Source organism: Variovorax boronicumulans (assembly GCF_009811375.1).
Taxonomy (GTDB): domain Bacteria; phylum Pseudomonadota; class Gammaproteobacteria; order Burkholderiales; family Burkholderiaceae_C; genus Variovorax; species Variovorax boronicumulans.
The window spans coordinates 882,228-901,183 of record NZ_BKDH01000001.1; the positions used below are offsets into that span (position 1 = coordinate 882,228).

Here is an 18,956-nt window from a genome sequence, read left to right on the forward strand (position 1 = left end):
GACGACCGTGCTTTTACGCAAATCCCAAGCTACCCAAGGTAATCATTCACAGATGGCTCAATACGTCTATTCGATGAACCGCGTCAGCAAGACCGTGCCGCCCAAGCGGCAGCTCTTGAAGGACATTTCGCTCTCTTTCTTCCCCGGCGCCAAGATCGGCGTGCTCGGCCTGAACGGCTCGGGCAAGTCCACGCTGCTCAAGATCATGGCGGGTGTGGACAAGGAATTCGAGGGCGAGGCCCTGCCCATGCCGGGAATGACGATCGGCTACCTGGAGCAGGAACCCAAGCTCAACGCCGAGCACACGGTGCGTGAATCGGTCGAGGAGTCCATGGGCGCGGTGTTCGCGGCCAAGGCCCGCCTCGAAGAGGTCTACATCGCCTACGGTGCCGAAGACGCCGACTTCGACGCGCTGGCCGCCGAGCAGGCCCAGCTCGAAGCCATCATCGCCACCGCCGGCACCGATTCCGAGCACCAGCTCGAAATCGCCGCCGACGCACTGCGCCTGCCGCCGTGGGACGCCAAGATCGGCCTGCTGTCGGGCGGTGAAAAGCGCCGCGTGGCGCTGTGCCGCCTGCTGCTGTCCAAGCCCGACATGCTGCTGCTCGACGAACCGACCAACCACCTGGACGCCGAATCGGTGGAGTGGCTCGAAGTGTTCCTGCAGCGTTTCACGGGCACCGTGGTGGCCATCACCCACGATCGCTACTTCCTGGACAACGCCGCCGAGTGGATCCTGGAAATGGACCGCGGTCGCGGCATTCCCTGGAAGGGCAACTACAGCACCTGGCTCGAGCAGAAGGGCGAACGCCTGGCGCAGGAGCAAAAGAGCGAAGAAGCCCACGCCAAGGCCCTGAAGAAGGAACTCGAGTGGTCGCGCCAGAACCCGAAGGCACGCCAGGCCAAGAGCAAGTCGCGCCTGGCCCGCTTCGAGGAGCTGAGCGACATGGAATACCAGAAGCGCAACGAAACGCAGGAAATCTTCATTCCTGTGGCGGAGCGACTGGGCCAGCAGGTGTTCGAGTTCCACGGCGTCAGCAAGTCCTTCGGCGACCGCATGCTGATCGACAACCTGAGCTTCACCGTGCCGCCGGGCGCGATCGTCGGCATCATCGGCCCGAACGGCGCCGGCAAGTCGACGCTGTTCAAGCTGCTCGCGGGCAAGGAAAAGCCGGACACGGGCGAGGTCGTCATCGGCCAGACCGTGAAGATGGCCTTCGTCGACCAGCACCGCGACGAACTGGCGTCCGACAAGACCGTGTGGGAAGACATCTCGAACGGCCTGGACATCATCAACGTCGGCAAGTTCCAGATGGCCAGCCGCGCGTACGCGGGCCGCTTCAACTTCAACGGCGCCGACCAGCAGAAGAAGGTCGGCACGCTGTCGGGCGGTGAACGCGGTCGCCTGCACTTGGCCAAGACGCTGATCGCGGGCGGCAACGTGCTGCTGCTGGACGAACCGTCGAACGACCTGGACGTGGAAACCCTGCGCGCCCTGGAAGACGCGCTGCTCGAGTTCGCCGGCACCGTGATGGTCATCAGCCACGACCGCTGGTTCCTCGACCGCATCGCCACGCACATCCTCGCGGCCGAAGGCGACAGCCAGTGGACGTTCTTCGACGGCAACTACCAGGAGTACGAAGCCGACAAGAAGAAGCGCCTCGGCGAAGAAGGCGCCAAGCCCAAGCGCATGCGCTACAAGGCACTCAAGTAAGACAGGACGCAGGCGGCTTCGGCCGCTTCGACGACCAGAGCGCGCGGTTCCGCAAGGGGCAGCGCGCTTTGTCGTTCAGGGGGCGCCGTGGCCGACGAGGTCCGCGTCGAGCCAGCCGCGCAGGCTGTTGACGAAGGCCAGCGCTTCGACGCGGGGCAGGTCGTCCACGCGCACGACCGCTTCGGTCAGCTGCCCTTCGCGCAGCCGACGGGCACGCCCGATGCCGTCGAGCAGCCCGCAGTGCAGCGGCGGCGTGACCCAGCGGCCGTCGAGCCGCAGCGCGATGCTGCCGCGCGTGCATTCGGTGATCTCGCCGTCGCGGTTCCACAGCAGCGTGTCGAACACGCCGGGTGTGGTCGGTGTGAACGCCTCGTAGTGCGCGCGGCGCGTCGTCTTGAAGCGCGAGAACTCGCTGTCGGCCTCGTCGAAGGCGCGCGCGGCCAGCTGCAGGCGCACGCGCGGTGGCGCAGCGTCCATGGCGAAGGCCTCGGCGCGCGGTTGTCCTTGCGCATCGAGCAGCAGGCGCACGCGCCATGTGCCTGCGGCATGCGCTGCGCGCAGTTGGTCCAGGCAGGCCGTCAGGTGTGCTTCATGCCACGGATAGCCGAAGTGCACCGCCGCGTTGCGCATGCGGGCGAGGTGCGCGGGCGCATCGCGCAGTGCGCCATCGGTCAGCGCCAGGGTTTCGAGCAGCTCGAAGGAGGTCATGGTTGCGAAGATACCGCCGCGCCGAGAAAGGCGCGCTTGTGCCGCCACTCGTCCCACTCCGCGTCGGCCTGCGCATCGGCCGTGATGCCGCTGCCGATGCCGCAGCGCGCGGCGCCGTCGCGCAGCGTGACGGTGCGGATCGGCACGTTGAAGGTCGCGTGCCCGCCGGGCCGCACCACGCCCACGGCACCGCAGTACACGCCGCGCGCGTCGGGCTCCAGCGCGCGGATCATGCGCATGGCGCTCACCTTCGGCGCGCCGGTGATGGAACCGCAGGGGAACAGCGCCGCGAACAGGTCGGCCAGCGTCGTGCCTTCGCGCAGGCGGGCTTCCACGTCGGAGGTCATCTGCCACACGGTGGGCAGCGCCTCGGTGTGGAAGAGGCGCGGCACGCGCACCGAGAAGGGCTGGGCCACGCGCGAGAGGTCGTTGCGGATCAGGTCCACGATCATCACGTTCTCGGCGCGCTCCTTGGGCACGGTGCGCAGCCGCAGCGCGTGGGCCGCGTCCTCGGCGGGCGTGGCGCCGCGCGGCGCGGTGCCCTTCATGGGGCGCACGAGGATGCGGTCGCCGTCGCGGTCGAAGAACAGCTCGGGCGACACCGACAGCACCTGTTCGTCGCCGGTGTCGATGAAGGCGCCGTAGCCGTTGGGCTGTGCCTGCCGCAGCGCGTGGAACCAGGCCTGCGCGTCGCCGTCGAAAGTGGCGCGCAGCGGCGCCGTGTAGTTGAGCTGGTACAGCACGCCATCGGCGATGGCGCGGTGGATCGCCTGCATGTTGCGGTCGAAGGCCTCGCGCGACAGGTCGGCCGTCCACGCGACGGGCGCCACGGCGGGCGCCGGCGCGTCCGGCCATGGCAGCACTTCGTCATGCACGCCGAACCAGGCCAGTGGCCCGTCGGGCGCATGCACCTCGAACGCCGGATCGAACGCCGCGGCGGCCTCGTAGCGCAGGTGGCCGACGCACCAGCGACCTTCGCGGGCCAGCGCCTCGACGGCCTCCAGCACAGGGCGCACCTCGTGCGGCGCATGGGCGACGAGCACGCGCACCGGTGCGCCGAAGGCGGCGCGCAGCCGGGTCGCCCCGTCGGTGCGCGGGTCGGCGAAATCGATCAGCGTGGACAGCAAGCGCGCGCCCGGGCCTTTTTGTCAGGTGGCCGCGCGGACCGGCGCAGCGGCGGCTGCCCCCGCCGAGCCCGCGAGTGCCCGCTTGCGCACCGCGTAGATGTTGTTGCGCAGGGCATAGAGCTCGTCGGCGTACGACAGCGGCACGGCCACCTTGTTGACCACGCGGTCGAGGTCGTCGAGTTCTTCCAGCAGCTTGTCGCGCTCGGCCTGGCTCTGGCGCCCGTCCACCTTGGCCTCGATGTCGCGCAGCCGCGCGTACCAGCGGAACACGCGGCGGCGCACGCGGAACTGGTACAGCGGCGGGATCACGCGGCTCAGCGGCAGCATCAGCACCAGCACGCCGCCCAGCACCAGCCACATGCGCTCGACCAGGTTGCTGGCCCAGAACGGCAGGTAGCGCTGCCAGAAGGGAGGCGTGCCGTTGATCGCGCGGTCGCCCTCGGGGCTCACGGGCAGTTCGCTGGTGCGGGTGTTGGGGAAATCGCGCGCGCGGTTGAACCAGCCGGCGTCGCTGTGCACGGTCTGCGCGGCCTGTGCGAACAGCTGGCGCAAGGCCGGGTGGGTCTCGTCGCGCGACAGCAGCGAGGTGGTGGCGGCCAGCAGCGACACGTCGTGCAGCGGCAGGTCCTTCGACAGGTCGACCACGCCGCGCGGCAGCGTCACGGCCGACAGGAACGGAAAGCGCCGCGTGTAGGCCTCGGCCTGGCCGAAGTCCATGAGCTGGATGTCGCCGGCGCGCAGCAGCCGCTGCACCTGCGGCGACTGCGGGGCCGAGAACAGCACGATGGCGTCGAGCAGCCCGGCCTGCAGCGCCTCGGCCGCGGCGGCCTGCTCGAGGTTCGACAGCAGCAGGTCGTCGGGCCCGAGCCGGTTGGCCTTGAGCAGCCGCTCCATGATCTCGGGCAGCCCGCTGCCCGGCAGGTCGACGTTCACGCGCAGGCCGCGCAGCTGCGTGAGCGAGGTCAGCATGCCGGTCTTGCGATCGATCTTCTGCGCGGTGTCGGTGCGGTAGAAGAGCCAGATGGGCTCGAAGAACAGCGCGCCCAGCGAGCGCAGGCCGGCCTCTTCGTCGGCCACCGGGTCGGCGCTGCCGCCGCGCACGAAGGCCACGTCGGCACCGCCGGTGCGCAGCAGCTGCAGGTTCTCGGTCGAGCCCGAGGTGGCCTTGAGTTCGACGGTGATGCCGCTGTGCTTCAAGGCGTCGGCGTAGCGCTTGCCGAATTGCGCGTAGGCGCTGCCCGTGGGGCCGGTGGCCAGCGTCACGTGCTTGGGCGGCTGCGGCTGCAGCCACCAGTAGGCCGCAATCAGCAGGCCGATGACGATGAACACGATCGGGCCGGCCGAGGCGATCAGGTCGCGGATCGACAGCAGGATCAGCTTCAGGGTGCGGGGGAACGCCATGGGGTGCCTCGTCGTGCGGTGCGCGCGTCAGCCGCGCGGTGCGGCCAGGTCGGCGGCGCAGGGAATGTGCAGCTCGCCCACGGTCACCGCGCGCGCGGCGCGCACGGCGCGCACGGTGGCGATGGCGGTGGCCTCGGCGGCCATGGTGCTCAGCACGGTCATGCCGGGCGCATCGCCTTCGAGCGGCACGCGGCCGGTGGCCAGTGCGAACAACGTGTCGCCGTCGCTCATGGTGTGCACCGGGTTGATGGCGCGCGCCAGGCCGTCGTGCGCCACCATGGCGAGCCGGTTGGCCTGCACCTTGGTCAGCACCGCGTCGGTGGCGATCACGCCGATGGTGGTGTTGGTGCCCGCCAGCAGCGGCTTGGGCAGCTCGCCGCGCAGCAGCGCGCGGCGCGTGTCGAGCAGGGCGCTGCCGTCCTCGGTGCGCGCGCCGGCCACGGGCAGGGCGGTGTCGGGGTCGATCACGTCGCCCAGCGAATTGACCGCGATCAGCGCGCCGACCGTGACGCCGCCCACGGTGACCGAGGCGGTGCCGATGCCGCCCTTCATCGCGCGGTGCACGCCGAAGAGCTTGCCCACCAGTGCGCCGGTGCCCGCGCCCACGTTGCCTTCGGCGGGCGCATCGGTCGAGGCGGCTTCGCAGGCGGCGTAGCCTGCGGCTGCGTCGGGGCGGATGCGCGCGTCGCCCATCGGCAGGTCGAACAGCACGGCGGCCGGCACGAGGGGCAGGGTGCCGAAGCGCACGTCCATGCCGACGCCGCGCTCTTCGAGCCAGCGCATCGCGCCCTCGGCGGCGGCCAGGCCCCAGGCGCTGCCGCCCGCGAGCATGACGGCGTGCACTTCCTGCACGAGGTTGCCGGGCGAGAGCAGGTCGGTCTCGCGCGTGCCGGGCGCGGCGCCGCGCACATCGACACCGGCCACGGCGCCGTCGCGCGCAATGATCACGGTGCAGCCGGTGGGGCGGCGGGTGTCGGAGAAATGGCCGACTTCGATGCCGGCGACGTCGGTGATGGCACCGGCGCGAGAAGAGGGGGAAGAAGACGCAGCGGACATGGCGGCCGATTATGGGACCGCGACCTTTACGATCCCCACAATGACAGTTGCAAGAAGTTTCTCCCCCGAGGGCGGCAGCCGCCACGTGGTGGTGATCGGCGCGGGCGCGGTGGGCTGCGCCACCGCCATCGAGGCCTTGCGCGCGGGCCTGCGCGTGACGCTGGTGGAGCCCGGCGAGCCGGGTGGCCCGCAGGCCACGAGCTAAGGCAACGCCGGCTGGCTGTCGTCGCACTCCGTGGTGCCGCCCGCGCTGCCGGGGGCCTGGCGCAAGGTGCCGGGCTGGCTGGCCGACCCGCTCGGGCCGCTGGCGTTGCGCTGGCGCCACCTGCCGCGCGCGCTGCCGTGGCTGTTGCGCTACCTGGCCTCGGGCTGGACCGAGGCGCGCGTGCAGCGCACCGCCGACGCATTGCGCACGCTGCTGGCCGATGCGCCCGCGCTGCATGCGCAACTGGCCGCCGAGGCCGGCGTGCCGCAGCTCATCGAGCGGCGCGGGCTGCTGCATGCCTACCGTTCGCGCGCCGAGTTCGACGGCGACGCGCTGGGCTGGCGCGTGCGCCGGCGCGCCGGTGTCCAGTGGGAAGAATGGCCGGCGGACGAACTGCGCCGCCGCGAGCCCGATCTGGCCGCGCGCTACACGTTCGGCATCTTCGTGCCTGAAGCCGGCCACTGCCGCAATCCGGGCGCCTACGTGGCGGCCCTCGCCCAACATGCGCTCGACGCGGGCGCCGAACGCGTCGCCGCGCGGGCCACCGGCTTTCGCATCGAGGGCGGCCGGCTGCGCGCCGTGCACACCGACGCCGGCGAGATCGCCTGCGATGGTGCTGCCATCTGCGCCGGCGCGCGCTCGGGCCCGCTGGCCGCGGCGGCCGGCTCGGCGGTGCCGCTGGAGTCCGAGCGCGGCTACCACGTGGTGCTCGAAGGCGCCACGGCCGGCCCGCGCACGCCGACCATGGTGGCCGACGGCAAACTCATCGCGCACTGGATGGACGGCGGCCTGCGCGCGGCCGGCCAGGTGGAGATCGCGGGCCTCGAAGCGGCGCCCGACTGGCGCCGCGCCGAGATCCTGCACGCGCATCTGCAGTCGATGTTTCCGTCGCTGGCACCGCCCGCGCCCGGTGCGCCTTCGGTGGCGCACTGGCTCGGACACCGCCCGAGCCTGCCCGACGGCCTGCCGTGCATCGGCCCGTCGGCGGCCAGCGGCGACATCGTGCTGGCCTTCGGGCATGGCCACGTCGGCCTGTGTGGCTCGGCGCGAACCGGGCGGCTGGCGGCGCAACTGCTGGCGGGCGTTGCGCCGGAGATACCGCTGGCGCCCTTCGATCCGGGGCGCTTCAGGTCCTGAGGTTCACAGCTTCTCAGTTCGCCGGCGTGATCGACAGCACGGTGAGTGCGCCGTCGACCTTGTCGACGGTGAACTTCACCTTGTCGCCGGCCTTCACCTTGGCGAGCAGTGCCGGGTCGCTCACGCGGAACACCATGGTCATGCCGGTCATCTCGAGGTTCGGGATGTCGCCGTGGCGCAGGGTGATCTTCTTGGCGTCGGTGTCGACCTTGCGGACTTCGCCGTCGACCTGGGGCAGCGCGGCCTGCGCGAACGCCGCGGCGGCGAGCACGAGGGTGGAGAGGGCGGTGAGGACTTTTTTCATGGTCGGGGTTCCTTCCTGGTTTGGATGGGATGAAGGGTAAGAGGGGGTCAGCGGTAGCTCTGGTAGACGCGCGTGCTGCCGTCGGCCAGCACCAGCAGCACGTCGTAGGCGTCGCGCTGGTCGCCGTAGGCCGGGCCGTCCATGCCGGGCGAGCCGATCGGCATGCCGGGCACGGCCAGGCCGATGGCCTTGGGCTTTTCCTTCAGCAGGCGCTGCATCTCGCGCGCGGGCACGTGGCCTTCGATGGCGTAGCCGCCGACGCGGCCGGTGTGGCACGAACCCAGCTTGACTGGAATGCCGAGCCGCTCGCGCGCCGGGCCGTTGCCCTCATCGTGCACGCGCGTGGCAAAGCCGTTCTTGTTGAGGTGCTTGACCCAGTCCTGGCAGCAGCCGCAGTTCGGGTCTTTCCAGATCTCGACCATCGGCGCGGCGGCCTGCGCGGCGAGCGGCAGGGACGCGGTGGCGGCGGCGAGTTTCAGGAGGGTTCGTCGTTGCATGGTGGGGTTCCTTTCAGTGGGTCATCGTGCGGGCGCGGCAGCGGCCCGCACGCGCACGCGGCCGGCCATGCCGAGTTCGTAGTGGTCCTTCACGAGGCAGGCGAAGTCGAAGTCGCCGGCGCGGTTGAAGGTCCAGATCAGTTCGCCGGTCTTGCCCGGCTGCACATGCGCCATCCAGGGCTCGTCGTGCTCCATGCCGGGGTGCTTCTTCATCATGGCGGCATGGTCCTCGATGACGGCGGTGGTGCCAAGCACGAGCTCGTGCAGGTCCTTGCCGCGGTTCTTCAGCCGCAGGCGGATGGTGTCGCCTTCGCGCACCTCCAGGACCGAGGGCGTGAAGGTCATGTCGTCGGCCATCGCGATGTCGATGGTGCGCTTCACGGCACTGGCCTTGCCGGCGATGCCCCAGGCTTTCTGCTCGGGCGCGAGCGATGCGGCGGCGGCCTTGCCGGCCTGGGGCGCGTGGCTTTCGTGGGCCGTGGCGAACGTGGTGGCGGCCGCCAGTGCGATGCCGGCGACGAGGGGGGAGAAACGGGTGTGCATGAATGGAATCTCAAAAAAGTTGGATCGATGCGATCAGTGGTTGTGGGCCCCATGGCCCGAGGGCTTGCGCACGGTGGCGCTGCCGCTGTCGGGGCTCGCGGGCGCGGCGCCCGTCTTGCGCGGCGCCACCGGTGCACCGGTGGCCGACACCTCGCGCGCGACCGTGCCGGCCGGGTGCTTGAACCAGCCCGGGTCGCGGTAGTCGCCCGGCTTCTGGTCGCGCCGCACCTTCAGCAGCGTGAACATGCCGCCCATCTCGGCCGAGCCGAAGGGGCCGGTGCCGGTCATCATGGGCACGGTGTTGTCGGGAATGGGCATTTCCATCTCGCCCATGTCGGCCATGCCCTTGTCGCCCATCACCATGTAGTCGGGCACGAGCTTCTTGATTTTTTCGGCCACGCCCTTGTGGTCCACGCCGATCATGGTCGGCACGTCGTGGCCCATCGGGCCCATGGTGTGGTGCGCCTTGTGGCAGTGCAGCGCCCAGTCGCCTTCCTCGTCGGCAATGAACTCCATCTGCCGCATCTGGCCCACCGCCACGTCGACCGACACCTCGGGCCAGCGCGCGGTGCGCGGCACCGGGCCGCCGTCGGTGCCCGTGACCTCGAACTCGTGGCCGTGGATGTGGATCGGGTGGTTGGTCATCGTGAGGTTGCCCGCACGGATGCGCACGCGGTCGCCTTTGCGCACGTTGAGCGTGTCGATGGCCGGGAACACGCGGCTGTTGAAGCTCCAGATGTTGAAGTCGGTCATGGTGTTGACCTTGGGCGTGGCGCTGCCGGGCTCCACGTCGAAGCTGCCGAGCAGGAAGCAGAAGTCGCGGTCGACCTTCTCGATCAGCGGATGCTCCGCCTTCGGGTGCGTGACCCAGAAGCCCATCATGCCCATTGCCATCTGCACCATCTCGTCGGCGTGCGGGTGGTACATGAAGGTGCCGGGGCGGCGCGCCGTGAACTCGTAGACGAAGGTCTTGCCCGGCGGGATGTGCGGCTGCGTGATGCCGCCCACGCCGTCCATGCCGTTGGGCAGGCGCTGGCCGTGCCAGTGCACGGTGGTGTGCTCGGGCAGCTTGTTGGTCACGAAGATGCGCACGCGGTCGCCCTCGACCACCTCGATGGTCGGGCCCGGCGACTGGCCGTTGTAGCCCCACATGTTGACCTTGAAGCCGGGCGCCATCTCGCGCACCACGGGTTCGGCGACGAGGTGGAATTCCTTGACGCCGGCGTTCATGCGCCAGGGCAGCGTCCAGCCGTTGAGCGTGACGACGGGGTTGTAGGGCCGGCCGTTGGGCGGCACCAGCGGTGGCGCGGTGGCGGTCGATGCCTGCGTCACCGGCTCGGGCAGCGCGGCCATGCTCACGCGGCTCACGGTGGTGGCGGCCACGGCCGTGGCGGCGCCCGCAAAGAAGTTGCGACGGTTCATGTCAGTGGCCTCCCGCCGCAGGTTCGTTGGTGGCCGCGGTCTGCAGGGCCGTCATGCCGCCGGGCGAACTGCCCGTGAGCACCAGTTGAAGATCGGTGTCGGCCAGCCAGAAATCGCGCTGGGCCTCCATGCCGGCGTTCACGGCGAGCATGCTGGCGCGCGTTTCGCCGAGCAGCTCCCACACGCTGGCGAGCATGCCGTTGTAGCGCAGCACCATCTCTTCGTTGACCTGCTTGCGCAGCGGCAGCACCTCGTCGCGGTAGCGGCGCGCCAGGGCGTAGGCGGTGTTCCAGCCCTGCCAGGCTTCGCGCGCCTCGCTGGCGGCGAGCACGCCCACGTCGCGCACGCGCGCGGCCGACTGCAGGTACTGCGCCTCGGCGCGGCCGCTGCGGGCCTGGCCCCAGTCGAAGATCGGAATCGGCAGCTCGAGCTCGAAGCCGCGCGTGGTCGATTTCGAGCGATCGGCGTCGTTCTCGAAGGTGGTGTTGCGCACCACGCCCAGCTCCATCGCATTGATCATGCGGGTGGCGTGCGTGAGGCCGAGCGAACCGGCCACGGCCGTGTTCTGCGCCTGCGCCGAGCGCACGTCGAGCCGGTCGCGCAGCGCCAGGGCCTGCACGTCGCCGAGTTCGGGCGCGGCCTTCGGCAGCGGCGGCAGGCGGTCGGGCAGGGTGTAGGCGGTGCGCGCGCCGCTCAGGCCCAGCAGGCGCGTGAGCTGTTCGCGGCTGGCGACGGCCGCCTGTTCGGCGCGTGCGAGTTGCGCGGACGCGTCGGCCAGCAGCAGCTGTTCGCGCGTGCGCTGCAGCGCGCTCCAGTTGCCGACCTGGGCCATGCGGTGCGCCAGTTCGGCGCCGGCCTCGGTGGCGTCCTTCGCGTCGCGCAGGTAGCTCACGCTCTGCTGCGCGGCCACCGCGCGCACCCAGGCGCGGCGGGTGTCGGCGGCCAGCAGCAGCACGCTTTGCGCCGCCTGCAGCTTGGCGGCCTCGTGCCGCTGGCCGGCCCAGCGCGCCTGCCACGGCAGCGTGAGCAGGCCCACCACGTTGAAAGTCAGCATGCGCTCGAACTCGCGTTCGCTGCCCTGCGCCAGGCGGCTGAAGGACAGCACGGGGTTCGGCAGGCTCGCGGCCTGCACGCGGTCGGCGTCGCTCAGTTGCAGCGTGGCAAAGGCGTCCTGCACGCGCGGGCTGTTGACGAGCGCGATGCGCACGGCGGCCTCGGCGTCCAGCGGCTTGGCGAGCAGCGCGTCGACGCTTTGCTGCGAGGCGTCGTCCGGCTTGCGCTGGGCCGCGGCGCCCGCCATGAGCGGGTTGCCGTCGACCAGCGCCTGCACGTCGCCCGCGCCGCCGTCGGGCGACAGGCTGGCGCAGCCGGCGAGCACCAGCGCAGCGGTCAGCGCGGCGGCGGTTCTGAGGAATGAAAAGTGACTTTTTCGCCCGAGGGGCGGGCTATCTGTTCGATAGCGGGGGATGCCGGCATAGGGCCGGCGAGCAAGGGAATTCACGAGCGATCTCCATGGGCAATACAGCGAACGCTGCGAGCCGGGAAGGGCTCACTGCGGACGGACTACGGGCAGGAAGATCAGGAAATGGGCGGCTTGAAGCCCAGGACGGGCTCGGCGCTGGCAAAGCGGGCCGCGTGCGCGGCCGGTGGCGCCTGGGGCGCCGCATGCGGGGTGTCGACCAGCGGCATGCCGCCGAGCGCCACCGTGTGGCAGACCTGGCAGGCGACACAGGTGCCGCAGTTCGCGTGGTCGGTGCCGTGGGACTGCTGCGAATCGCCGCTGCTGTCGTGCATGGCCGCCATGTCGTGGCCGGTGTCGGCCTCCATGGTGGCGTCATGGCAGTGCGATTCGGCGATGCCGGCTGCTGCAGCCACCACCTCGGCGGCGGGCAGCGAATGCCGCACCATCTCGAGCGCCATGGCGTCGCCGAGCCAGCCGCGGATGGGCAGCAGGGCGATCATGAGGGCGAGCAGCAGGGTGCGCATGGTTGGGCGCGATGATAAACCGGGGCGGGGCGCCGGCGCCTCAAGACACCAGTTGGCCGCGGGCCTTGTCGACCCACACCTGCAGGTTGTCGAGCAGGTCCTTCTGGCTGAAGGAGCAGCTTTCCTCGCTGAAGAGCGCGCTCGATTCGAGGCGGTCCAGCAGGTTCAGCAGCACCTCGCCGTAGCGCGGCGGCAGGGCGCCGAGCAGTTCGGTGCTGGCGCGCGCGGCCGTGGAGAGCGTGGTGACGGAGCCGCTGCCGCCTTGCAGCGCGGCGATGCCCGAGGCGATGGTGTCGAGTTGCGTCACGGTGCTCATGAGGTGGCCTTCGCTGGTGGTGGCAGTGCCAGCCCGCGCTCGCGCATCAGGTCGCGCAGCACGTCGGGGTAGTCGGTGATCAGGCCATCGGCGCCCGCGTCCATGAGCCGCACCATGTCGGCGCGCTGGTTCACGGTCCAGGGCACGACCTTCATGCCGAGCTTCTGCGCCTCGCGGATCGCGGGGGCACCCAGGTCGGCGTGCGCTGGCGACCAGATCACCGGCCCGGTCGATGCACCGGCCGCGGCCTTCACCAGCTGCGGCACCGAGGCGAAGCTCGCGGGGGCGAGGCCGGCGGTCCAGCGGCTGTCCTTCAGCGTGCGGGGCGTGGTGAGGTAGGCGCGCGACAGCTGCGGCGCGAGCTGGCCGACCAGCGCGAGCGTGCGCCAGTCGAAGCTCTGGATGGTCACGCGCTCGCCCACCTTCGCCTTGTCGATCTCGGCCAGCAGCGCGCGCACCATGGGCTCGGGCGCGGCCGTCTCGTCGGGCTTGGTCGGGTCGATCTTGGTCTCGATGTTGAAGTGCACCCGCGCGGCATCGGCGCCGCGCGCCTGCACCTGCGCGAACAGCGCGGCCAGCGTGGGAATGCGCTCGCCGTCGCGCGGCTGCTGCAGCGCGAACTGCTTGCCGTAGTTGCTCTCGGGGTTGAGGCGGCCCACGTCGTAGGTCTGCAGCTGCGCCAGCGTGAGTGAGCGCACGGACGGGGCGGGTTGGGCCGTGAGCCAGGCACCGCGCGCGTCGCGCGTGTGGTCGGCGTTGAGCGCCGTGTCGTGCGACACCACCACCACGCCGTCGGCCGTGAGCCCGATGTCGAGTTCGAGCGTGGTCACGCCCAGGTCCATCGCGTTGGAGAACGCGGCCAGCGTGTTCTCGGGCGCCAGGCCGCGTCCGCCGCGGTGGGCCTGCAGGTCGAAATGCTGTTTCGCCTTCGGGGCGATGGCGGCGCAGCCGGCGCCGAGCAGGGCGGCGGCGATCAGGAGGAAGGCGGTGCGTTGTTTCATTTGAGTTGCACTTTGATGCCGTTGTCTTGCACCGTGATGTCGCCCACCTCGTAGGTCTTGCGGCCGACCGTGAGTTCGTCGGCCGTGAAGCTGCGCAGGATCTGGCCCTGCAGCAGTTCCTGCGCGACCACCGCGCCGACCTTCTGCAGGCGCTCGGCGTCGCGGCCTTCCACGCCCTGCAGCTCGAGCCGCTCGGCCTTGGGCTGGTCCAGCCGCAGCGCGCGTGCCGCCGCGTCGTAGCGCAGCGCGCTGCTCACCGACACCACGCCCTGCACCGGCGAGGCCGCCAGCAGTGGACTGGCGATGGTCAGCGTGGCCGTGATGGCGGCGCGGTTGGCGCGCCCGTCCAGGCCCAGTTGCGGGTCGCGCAGCCCGACCATGAAGATCTCGGCATAGCGCTCGGCCACCGGAAAGCGCTTGGCGATTTGCGACTGCAGCTCCTCGCGCGTGGCGGTGTACTCGTTGGTGAAGAAGTTGAAGCCGGCCAGCGCCGCGAACGGCGCGGGCAGGGCGGCGGCGCCCAGCAGCGCGCGCAGCACCCGACGGCGGAAATGAGAGGGCGGGATTCGGTCGGTCATGGAGCTTGCGAGCTTGCCACAGGCGACGAGGTTCCCGCCAGCGGCGCAAGAGCGCGCCGGCGTGTCGGAGGTTCAGCCGTTCACGCGCAGTTCGTAACGCGCAAACGTCCCGCCGCGCAGGTCGATGCAGCTGTGCAGCGCGAAGCCGAAGCCTTCGTACAGCGTGCGCAGCGCGGCGCGGTCGGCCACGCAGTCCAGCCGCAGCCAGGGGCGCCCGAGCGCGCGGGCGTGGTCGCGTGCATGGCCCAGCAGCGCGCGCGACACGCCCCGGCCCGCCCAGGCGCGGCGCACGGCCAGCTTGTGCACGAACAGCGCGCTGCCGGGCGCGATCTCGGGCCAGAACGACGGGTCTTCCAGGTCCAGGCGCATCACGCCGGCCCAGTCGCCGTTCTCTTTGGCCACCACGTAGCGGCCGGCGTCGGTGTCGCGCTGGATGCGTTCGATGCCGGTGTCGGCGGCGCTCCAGAGCGGGCGTCCGCCCTCGGCGAGCCATTGCGCGGCTTCGGTCAACACGGCCGCGACGGCGGGCGCTTCGCTGGAAAGGGCGGGTTCGATGTGCATCGGCGCGCAGCTTACCGATCGTGGCGGATCACGTGGAAGCCTTCCTCGGCCGTGGGCGGCACGAAGTGGCGGGTGATCAGGTCGAACTGCGCGTCGGAGGTTTCGAAGGGGTGCTCGCCCGCCGCGTTGCGCGCCCGCAGCCTCGCCTTGCAGACCTCGTCCGGCACGTCGAGAAAGTGCAACTGGTGCGCCGCGCCGGCCTGCTCGAAGAGGCCGCGCGCCCAGGCCCGGTTGCTTACCGTGTTGGCCGGAAAGTCGAGCACCACCGACACGCCGGCGCCCAGCAGCGCGCAGACGTGCTCGCCCATCGCCTGCTTGAGCCGGCCCGCGGCGCGCACGTAGTCGGGCAGTGCGTGGATTTCACCGGGGTAGAGCGCGGCGAGCCAGGTGTCTTCGCTGATGCACACGGTGGCGGGCGCCTGCGCCAGGCGCCGGGTCAGCGTGGATTTTCCGGCGCCGATCTTGCCGCAGACCATGTGCAGCACGGGCGGGGGAGATGTGGGGGGTGTCGATGTCATTCGGTCTCCTGCGGGTGGGGGGAACAGACCTCGGGAGACGGACAAGAAAAACCCGCCTCCTGGGGCGGGTTGCATGGCGTGGTTTCGAACCGTGCGCTAGCTCACCCGCTCTCGCGAGAGCGGGCGAATGATCGATGCGGTGCGAAGGCGGGCCATGAGGGCGAGGTTAACCCGGCCCGGGGCGCGCGGGCGAACCAGGAACCACGGTTCGAAATGCGCAAGAAATACCTGTGGCGCGCTTTGGGCGCATTTGTGAATCGGATTCGATATTTTTGTTATCTATGTAATTATTTGTGTTTATTCCATTTTTTATATTCTTAGCCGGTGTAATCAGTTCGAACTAATTTGAATTTCTTATTGCAGTCCGGCAAAAAATACGTGCTAAAGAAGCGGACCGGTTTTTTTCGAAGCCGACAGGCCACGGAAATCGCAGGGCCGCGAGGCTCCGGGCCCTCATTTCTGGAGCAGCTCATGGACGAATTCCTGATCGCCGTCGACGCCGAAGACCGGCCGCTGCACGCGGTCGAAAAGATGAGTGCCCACCGCGAGGGTATCCTGCACCGGGCGTTCTCGATCTTCCTGTTCGACACGCAGGGCCGGGTGCTGCTGCAGCAGCGCGCCCTGGGCAAGTACCACTCGCCCGGCCTGTGGAGCAACAGCTGCTGCGGGCATCCGCGCCCCGGCGAGCACACCGGCGCGGCCGCCGTGCGGCGGCTGCACGAAGAGCTGGGCCTGCGGTGCGCGCTGCAGCCGGTGACGGCCTTTCTCTACCGGGAGGCGGTGTCCGCGGAGCTGGTCGAGCACGAGTACGACCACGTGTTCGTCGGCATTGCGCACGACCTGCCGCAACCCGACCCCGGCGAAGTGCGCGAGTGGCGATGGCTGGCCTTGCCCGACCTGCACCGCGAACTGGCGCGGGCCCCGGCGCACTTCACCATCTGGCTGCACCGCATCGCCGAGCGCTTCGGGCCGGAAGGCCTGGGGGCCTGGCGGGAGCGCGCATTGACGGCGCATTGACGCGTAGCCCCGGGGCTGGCCCGCAAGGCCCACCGATTCCCGTGGCTTTCGGTCGAATTGCACTTACTGCCAAAGTTCTATATCAAAAAAATTCTCTTTAACAGGAACTGTGATTGCACTAAATTCTCAATTCACTCCCGGCGATGCCTTACAAGCCTGGGAGTCGGTTAATTCAAGGATTTGATGAGAAGGAATCACCTCTGTTGAATTGGATTGGATCCGTGGTTTGCGTCCGTAGTCATGGGAATTCACGCAATTAGAATTCCCCGTTGCGTGGCCTTCTCGCCATTCGATGCGATTGAATTGCTTTGAAAGAAGGCAGACATGAAGCAGAAGAGCGAACAGGCCGCGGTGTACCCCTGCACGTCCACAACAGCCCCCGGCTGAAAGGGGGCTGCGGTGTTGCGCATCACCTTCCGGCAACTGGAGGCCTTTCACTGGGCCGCGACATTGGGCTCCGTCAACGCGGCGGCCCGCCACCTCTTTGTCAGCCAACCGGCCATCACGGCCCGCGTGAGGGAGCTCGAAGGCATCCTCGGGCACGCGCTGTTCGCGCGCAGCCAGCAGGGCGTGCAGCTGACCGCGGCCGGCGACGAACTCTTCCAGCAGGTGCAGCAGCTGCTGAAGGCAGGCGAAGAGGTCGAGCGCCGCGGCGGGCGGCTGGTGCCGCCGCTGGCCGCGGGGCTGCGGCTGGGCATCGACGAATCGCAGCACCTGTAGCTGCGGCTGCTGTTGCCGCCGCGCGCGGTCAGTCGTGCAGCGACGACAGGAACTGCTTCAGCTCCGGCGTCTGCGGCGCGCCGAACAGTTCCGCCGGCGGGCCCATCTCGTGCACGCGGCCCTGGTGCATGAAGATCACGCGGTCGCTGACCTTGCGCGCAAAGCTCATCTCGTGCGTGACCATCAACAGCGTCATGCCTTCGTCGGCCAGCGACTCCACCACGCGCAGCACCTCGCCCACCAGCTCGGGGTCGAGCGCCGAGGTGATCTCGTCGCACAGCAGCACCGCCGGCTCCATCGCGAGCGCGCGCGCGATCGCCACGCGCTGCTGCTGGCCGCCTGAGAGCTGATCGGGCATCGCATCGAACTTCTCGGCCAGGCCCACGCGTTCGAGCAGCTTGCGCGCCTGCGAGGCGGCTTCCATCGACGAACGCTTCTTCACCAGCGTGGGCGCCAGCATCACGTTCTTGCCGACCGTGAGGTGCGGGAACAGGTTGAAGCCCTGGAAGATCATGCCCACGCGCTGGCGCAGCGTGCGCATGGCCATCGCGCTCTCGTGCAAGAGCGGCTTGCCGTCGACCGTGAGCGCACCTTCCTGGAACACCTCGAGCCCGTTGATGCAGCGCAGCAGCGTGCTCTTGCCCGAGCCGCTCTTGCCGATGATGGCGATCACCTCGCCGCGCTTCACGTCCAGGTCGATGCCCTTGAGCACCTCGTTCGTGCCGTAGGACTTGCGCAGCGCCGTGATGCGCACGATGGGCGCGGCGAACGTTGCGGCTTCGGGTTGCGATTGGGGTTGTTCAAGCACGGCGGCCATGGGTCTTCCTCTCGAGGGTCTTGGCGTACAGGCTCACGGGGAAGCACAGCACGAAGTAAAGCAGGGCGACGCAGCTGAACACCACGAAGGGCTGGAAGGTGGCGTTCGAAATCATGCTGCCGGCCTTGGTGAGTTCGACGAACCCGATCACCGACGCCAGCGCCGTGCCCTTGATCACCTGCACCAGGAAACCGACGGTCGGTGCGATGGCGATCTTCACGGCCTGCGGCAGGATCACGTGGCGCATCTGCTCGCCGAAGCTCAGCGCCAGGCTGCCCGAGGCCTCCCACTGGCCCTTGGGGATCGAGGCCACGCAGCCGCGCCAGATCTCGGTGAGAAAGGCGCTGGTGTACAGCGTGAGCGCCACGCTCGCGGCGGTCCACGCCGACACGTCGATGCCGAACAGCGCGATGCCGAAGTAGGCGAGAAACAGCTGCATCAGCAGTGGCGTGCCCTGGAACAGCTGCACGTACAGGCCCACGGCCCACTCCGCCGCCTTGCCGCCGCGCAGCCGCGCGAACAGCAGCAGCGCGCCCACGATCCCGCCGCCAACGAAGGCGATGAGCGAGAGCACGACCGTCCAGCGCAGCGCCATCAGCAGGTTGCGCAGGATGTCCCACAAAGAAAAGTCGACCATGGTGAAAGTGCCTCGCGGTCAGCGGCCGAAGAAGAAGCGCGGCCCGGCCCAGTTGAGCAACCGGCGCAGCGCCACGGCCAGCGCGAGGTACAGCAGCGTGGCGACGATGAAGGATTCAAAAGCGCGGAAGTTACGGCTCTGGATCAGGTTGGCCGCATAGCTCAGCTCCTCGGTCGAGATCTGTCCGCACACCGCCGAGCCCAGCATCACGATGACGATCTGGCTCACCATCGCGGGCCACACCTTCTTGAGCGCCGGCGGCAGCACCACGCGCAGGAACACCTGCGCCTTGCTGAGCGCCAGGCTCACGGCGGCTTCGATCTGCCCCTTGGGCGTGGCCTCGATGCCGGCGCGGATGATCTCGGTGGAGTACGCGCCCAGGTTCATCACCATCGCGATCACCGACGCCACCTCGGGCGAGAGCTTCACGCCCGCCGCCGGCAGCCCGAAGAAGATGAAGAACAGCTGCACGATGAAGGGCGTGTTGCGGATCAGCTCCACGTACGCGCCCACGAGCGCGCGCAGCCACGCCGGCCCGCCCGAGCGGGCCCACGCGCACAGCGTGCCCACCGCCAGGCCGAGCACGGTGCCCACGGCCGTGAGGCCCAGCGTCCATGCCACGCCGCGCAGCAGCAGCGGCCACTCGGCGAGCACGGCGCCGAAGTCGAATTCAATGCCCATGGCCGCGCCT

At 69.7% G+C, this 18,956-nt stretch carries 19 protein-coding genes and 2 pseudogenes; 4 read left to right on the forward strand and 17 right to left on the reverse strand.

Translation table 11 applies throughout. The features are described 5' to 3' along the window. The first annotated feature begins 52 nt into the window (after positions 1 to 52). Entirely contained in the window at positions 53 to 1,714 is a 1,662-nt protein-coding gene (ettA, locus tag VHAB30_RS04135) for an energy-dependent translational throttle protein EttA (protein WP_062475998.1), read from the forward strand. A 75-nt stretch (positions 1,715 to 1,789) separates the two neighbouring features. Here ettA and pabB read toward each other — a convergent pair. From pabB to VHAB30_RS04150, 3 genes and pseudogenes are all read right to left on the reverse strand, one after another. Continuing rightward, positions 1,790 to 3,546: pseudogene (gene pabB, locus VHAB30_RS04140) on the reverse strand (aminodeoxychorismate synthase component I). A gap of 24 nt (positions 3,547 to 3,570) precedes the next feature. Then, on the reverse strand, positions 3,571 to 4,950 hold the full coding sequence (locus VHAB30_RS04145) for a TAXI family TRAP transporter solute-binding subunit (RefSeq protein ID WP_159275918.1): 1,380 nt from the start codon (positions 4,948 to 4,950) through the stop codon (positions 3,571 to 3,573). Positions 4,951 to 4,977: 27 nt separating this feature from the next. Continuing rightward, entirely contained in the window at positions 4,978 to 6,006 is a 1,029-nt protein-coding gene (locus VHAB30_RS04150) for a P1 family peptidase (RefSeq protein WP_159275919.1), read from the reverse strand. Here VHAB30_RS04150 and VHAB30_RS04155 point away from each other — a divergent pair. Continuing rightward, positions 6,005 to 7,348, forward strand: a pseudogene (locus VHAB30_RS04155) (NAD(P)/FAD-dependent oxidoreductase). The gene VHAB30_RS04150 and the pseudogene VHAB30_RS04155 overlap by 2 nt on opposite strands. A gap of 13 nt (positions 7,349 to 7,361) precedes the next feature. Here VHAB30_RS04155 and VHAB30_RS04160 read toward each other — a convergent pair. The 11 genes from VHAB30_RS04160 to VHAB30_RS04210 all read right to left on the reverse strand — a co-directional run bounded on the left by VHAB30_RS04160 (position 7,362) and on the right by VHAB30_RS04210 (position 15,074). Beyond that, positions 7,362 to 7,652 carry a copper-binding protein gene (locus VHAB30_RS04160; protein WP_062475985.1) on the reverse strand — a complete coding sequence of 97 codons (291 nt, stop codon included), beginning with the start codon at positions 7,650 to 7,652 and terminating at the stop codon, positions 7,362 to 7,364. A 47-nt stretch (positions 7,653 to 7,699) separates the two neighbouring features. After that, positions 7,700 to 8,149, reverse strand: a complete 450-nt coding sequence (locus VHAB30_RS04165; protein ID WP_159275920.1) for a DUF411 domain-containing protein — start codon at positions 8,147 to 8,149, stop codon at positions 7,700 to 7,702. A gap of 21 nt (positions 8,150 to 8,170) precedes the next feature. Further along, positions 8,171 to 8,692 (reverse strand): cupredoxin domain-containing protein, encoded by a 522-nt coding sequence (locus VHAB30_RS04170; RefSeq protein WP_159275921.1) that lies wholly within the window; start codon positions 8,690 to 8,692, stop codon positions 8,171 to 8,173. A gap of 33 nt (positions 8,693 to 8,725) precedes the next feature. Further along, positions 8,726 to 10,114 (reverse strand): multicopper oxidase family protein, encoded by a 1,389-nt coding sequence (locus VHAB30_RS04175; RefSeq protein WP_159275922.1) that lies wholly within the window; start codon positions 10,112 to 10,114, stop codon positions 8,726 to 8,728. A 1-nt stretch (position 10,115) separates the two neighbouring features. Next, positions 10,116 to 11,492, reverse strand: coding sequence for a TolC family protein (locus VHAB30_RS04180; RefSeq protein WP_308789330.1), 1,377 nt, complete (start codon positions 11,490 to 11,492; stop codon positions 10,116 to 10,118). A 200-nt stretch (positions 11,493 to 11,692) separates the two neighbouring features. Then, on the reverse strand, positions 11,693 to 12,100 hold the full coding sequence (locus tag VHAB30_RS04185) for a hypothetical protein (RefSeq protein WP_159275924.1): 408 nt from the start codon (positions 12,098 to 12,100) through the stop codon (positions 11,693 to 11,695). A 40-nt stretch (positions 12,101 to 12,140) separates the two neighbouring features. Further along, positions 12,141 to 12,416 (reverse strand): hypothetical protein, encoded by a 276-nt coding sequence (locus tag VHAB30_RS04190; protein ID WP_062475969.1) that lies wholly within the window; start codon positions 12,414 to 12,416, stop codon positions 12,141 to 12,143. Beyond that, positions 12,413 to 13,417 (reverse strand): glycerophosphodiester phosphodiesterase, encoded by a 1,005-nt coding sequence (locus VHAB30_RS04195; RefSeq protein ID WP_159275925.1) that lies wholly within the window; start codon positions 13,415 to 13,417, stop codon positions 12,413 to 12,415. Before VHAB30_RS04195 ends, VHAB30_RS04190 begins: the two co-directional genes overlap by 4 nt. Continuing rightward, positions 13,414 to 13,995 carry a DUF1439 domain-containing protein gene (locus VHAB30_RS04200; RefSeq protein WP_062475964.1) on the reverse strand — a complete coding sequence of 194 codons (582 nt, stop codon included), beginning with the start codon at positions 13,993 to 13,995 and terminating at the stop codon, positions 13,414 to 13,416. The genes VHAB30_RS04195 and VHAB30_RS04200 overlap by 4 nt, the downstream gene beginning before the upstream one ends. Positions 13,996 to 14,067: 72 nt before the next feature. Then, on the reverse strand, positions 14,068 to 14,556 hold the full coding sequence (locus VHAB30_RS04205) for a GNAT family N-acetyltransferase (RefSeq protein ID WP_159275926.1): 489 nt from the start codon (positions 14,554 to 14,556) through the stop codon (positions 14,068 to 14,070). 11 nt (positions 14,557 to 14,567) lie between these two features. Beyond that, the gene (locus tag VHAB30_RS04210) at positions 14,568 to 15,074 is read right to left on the reverse strand and encodes an AAA family ATPase (RefSeq protein ID WP_159275927.1); all 507 of its coding nucleotides are present in this window, start codon (positions 15,072 to 15,074) and stop codon (positions 14,568 to 14,570) included. Positions 15,075 to 15,545: 471 nt separating this feature from the next. Between VHAB30_RS04210 and idi the strand changes: the two genes are divergently transcribed. Together idi and VHAB30_RS04220 are read left to right on the forward strand one after the other, a co-directional pair. Beyond that, the gene (idi, locus tag VHAB30_RS04215) at positions 15,546 to 16,091 is read left to right on the forward strand and encodes an isopentenyl-diphosphate Delta-isomerase (protein WP_159275928.1); all 546 of its coding nucleotides are present in this window, start codon (positions 15,546 to 15,548) and stop codon (positions 16,089 to 16,091) included. Positions 16,092 to 16,490: 399 nt separating this feature from the next. Then, positions 16,491 to 16,811, forward strand: a complete 321-nt coding sequence (locus VHAB30_RS04220) for a LysR family transcriptional regulator (RefSeq protein ID WP_159275929.1) — start codon at positions 16,491 to 16,493, stop codon at positions 16,809 to 16,811. A gap of 28 nt (positions 16,812 to 16,839) precedes the next feature. Here VHAB30_RS04220 and VHAB30_RS04225 read toward each other — a convergent pair whose 3' ends face one another. The 3 genes from VHAB30_RS04225 to VHAB30_RS04235 are packed head-to-tail and all read right to left on the reverse strand — an operon-like array spanning position 16,840 to position 18,946. Continuing rightward, complete coding sequence (locus VHAB30_RS04225; RefSeq protein ID WP_159275930.1) at positions 16,840 to 17,628, reverse strand: amino acid ABC transporter ATP-binding protein; 789 nt, start codon at positions 17,626 to 17,628, stop codon at positions 16,840 to 16,842. Next, positions 17,612 to 18,265 (reverse strand): amino acid ABC transporter permease, encoded by a 654-nt coding sequence (locus VHAB30_RS04230; RefSeq protein WP_159275931.1) that lies wholly within the window; start codon positions 18,263 to 18,265, stop codon positions 17,612 to 17,614. Before VHAB30_RS04230 ends, VHAB30_RS04225 begins: the two co-directional genes overlap by 17 nt. Before the next feature lie 18 nt (positions 18,266 to 18,283). Then, positions 18,284 to 18,946 (reverse strand): amino acid ABC transporter permease, encoded by a 663-nt coding sequence (locus VHAB30_RS04235; protein ID WP_159275932.1) that lies wholly within the window; start codon positions 18,944 to 18,946, stop codon positions 18,284 to 18,286. Between the last annotated feature and the right edge of the window lie 10 nt (positions 18,947 to 18,956).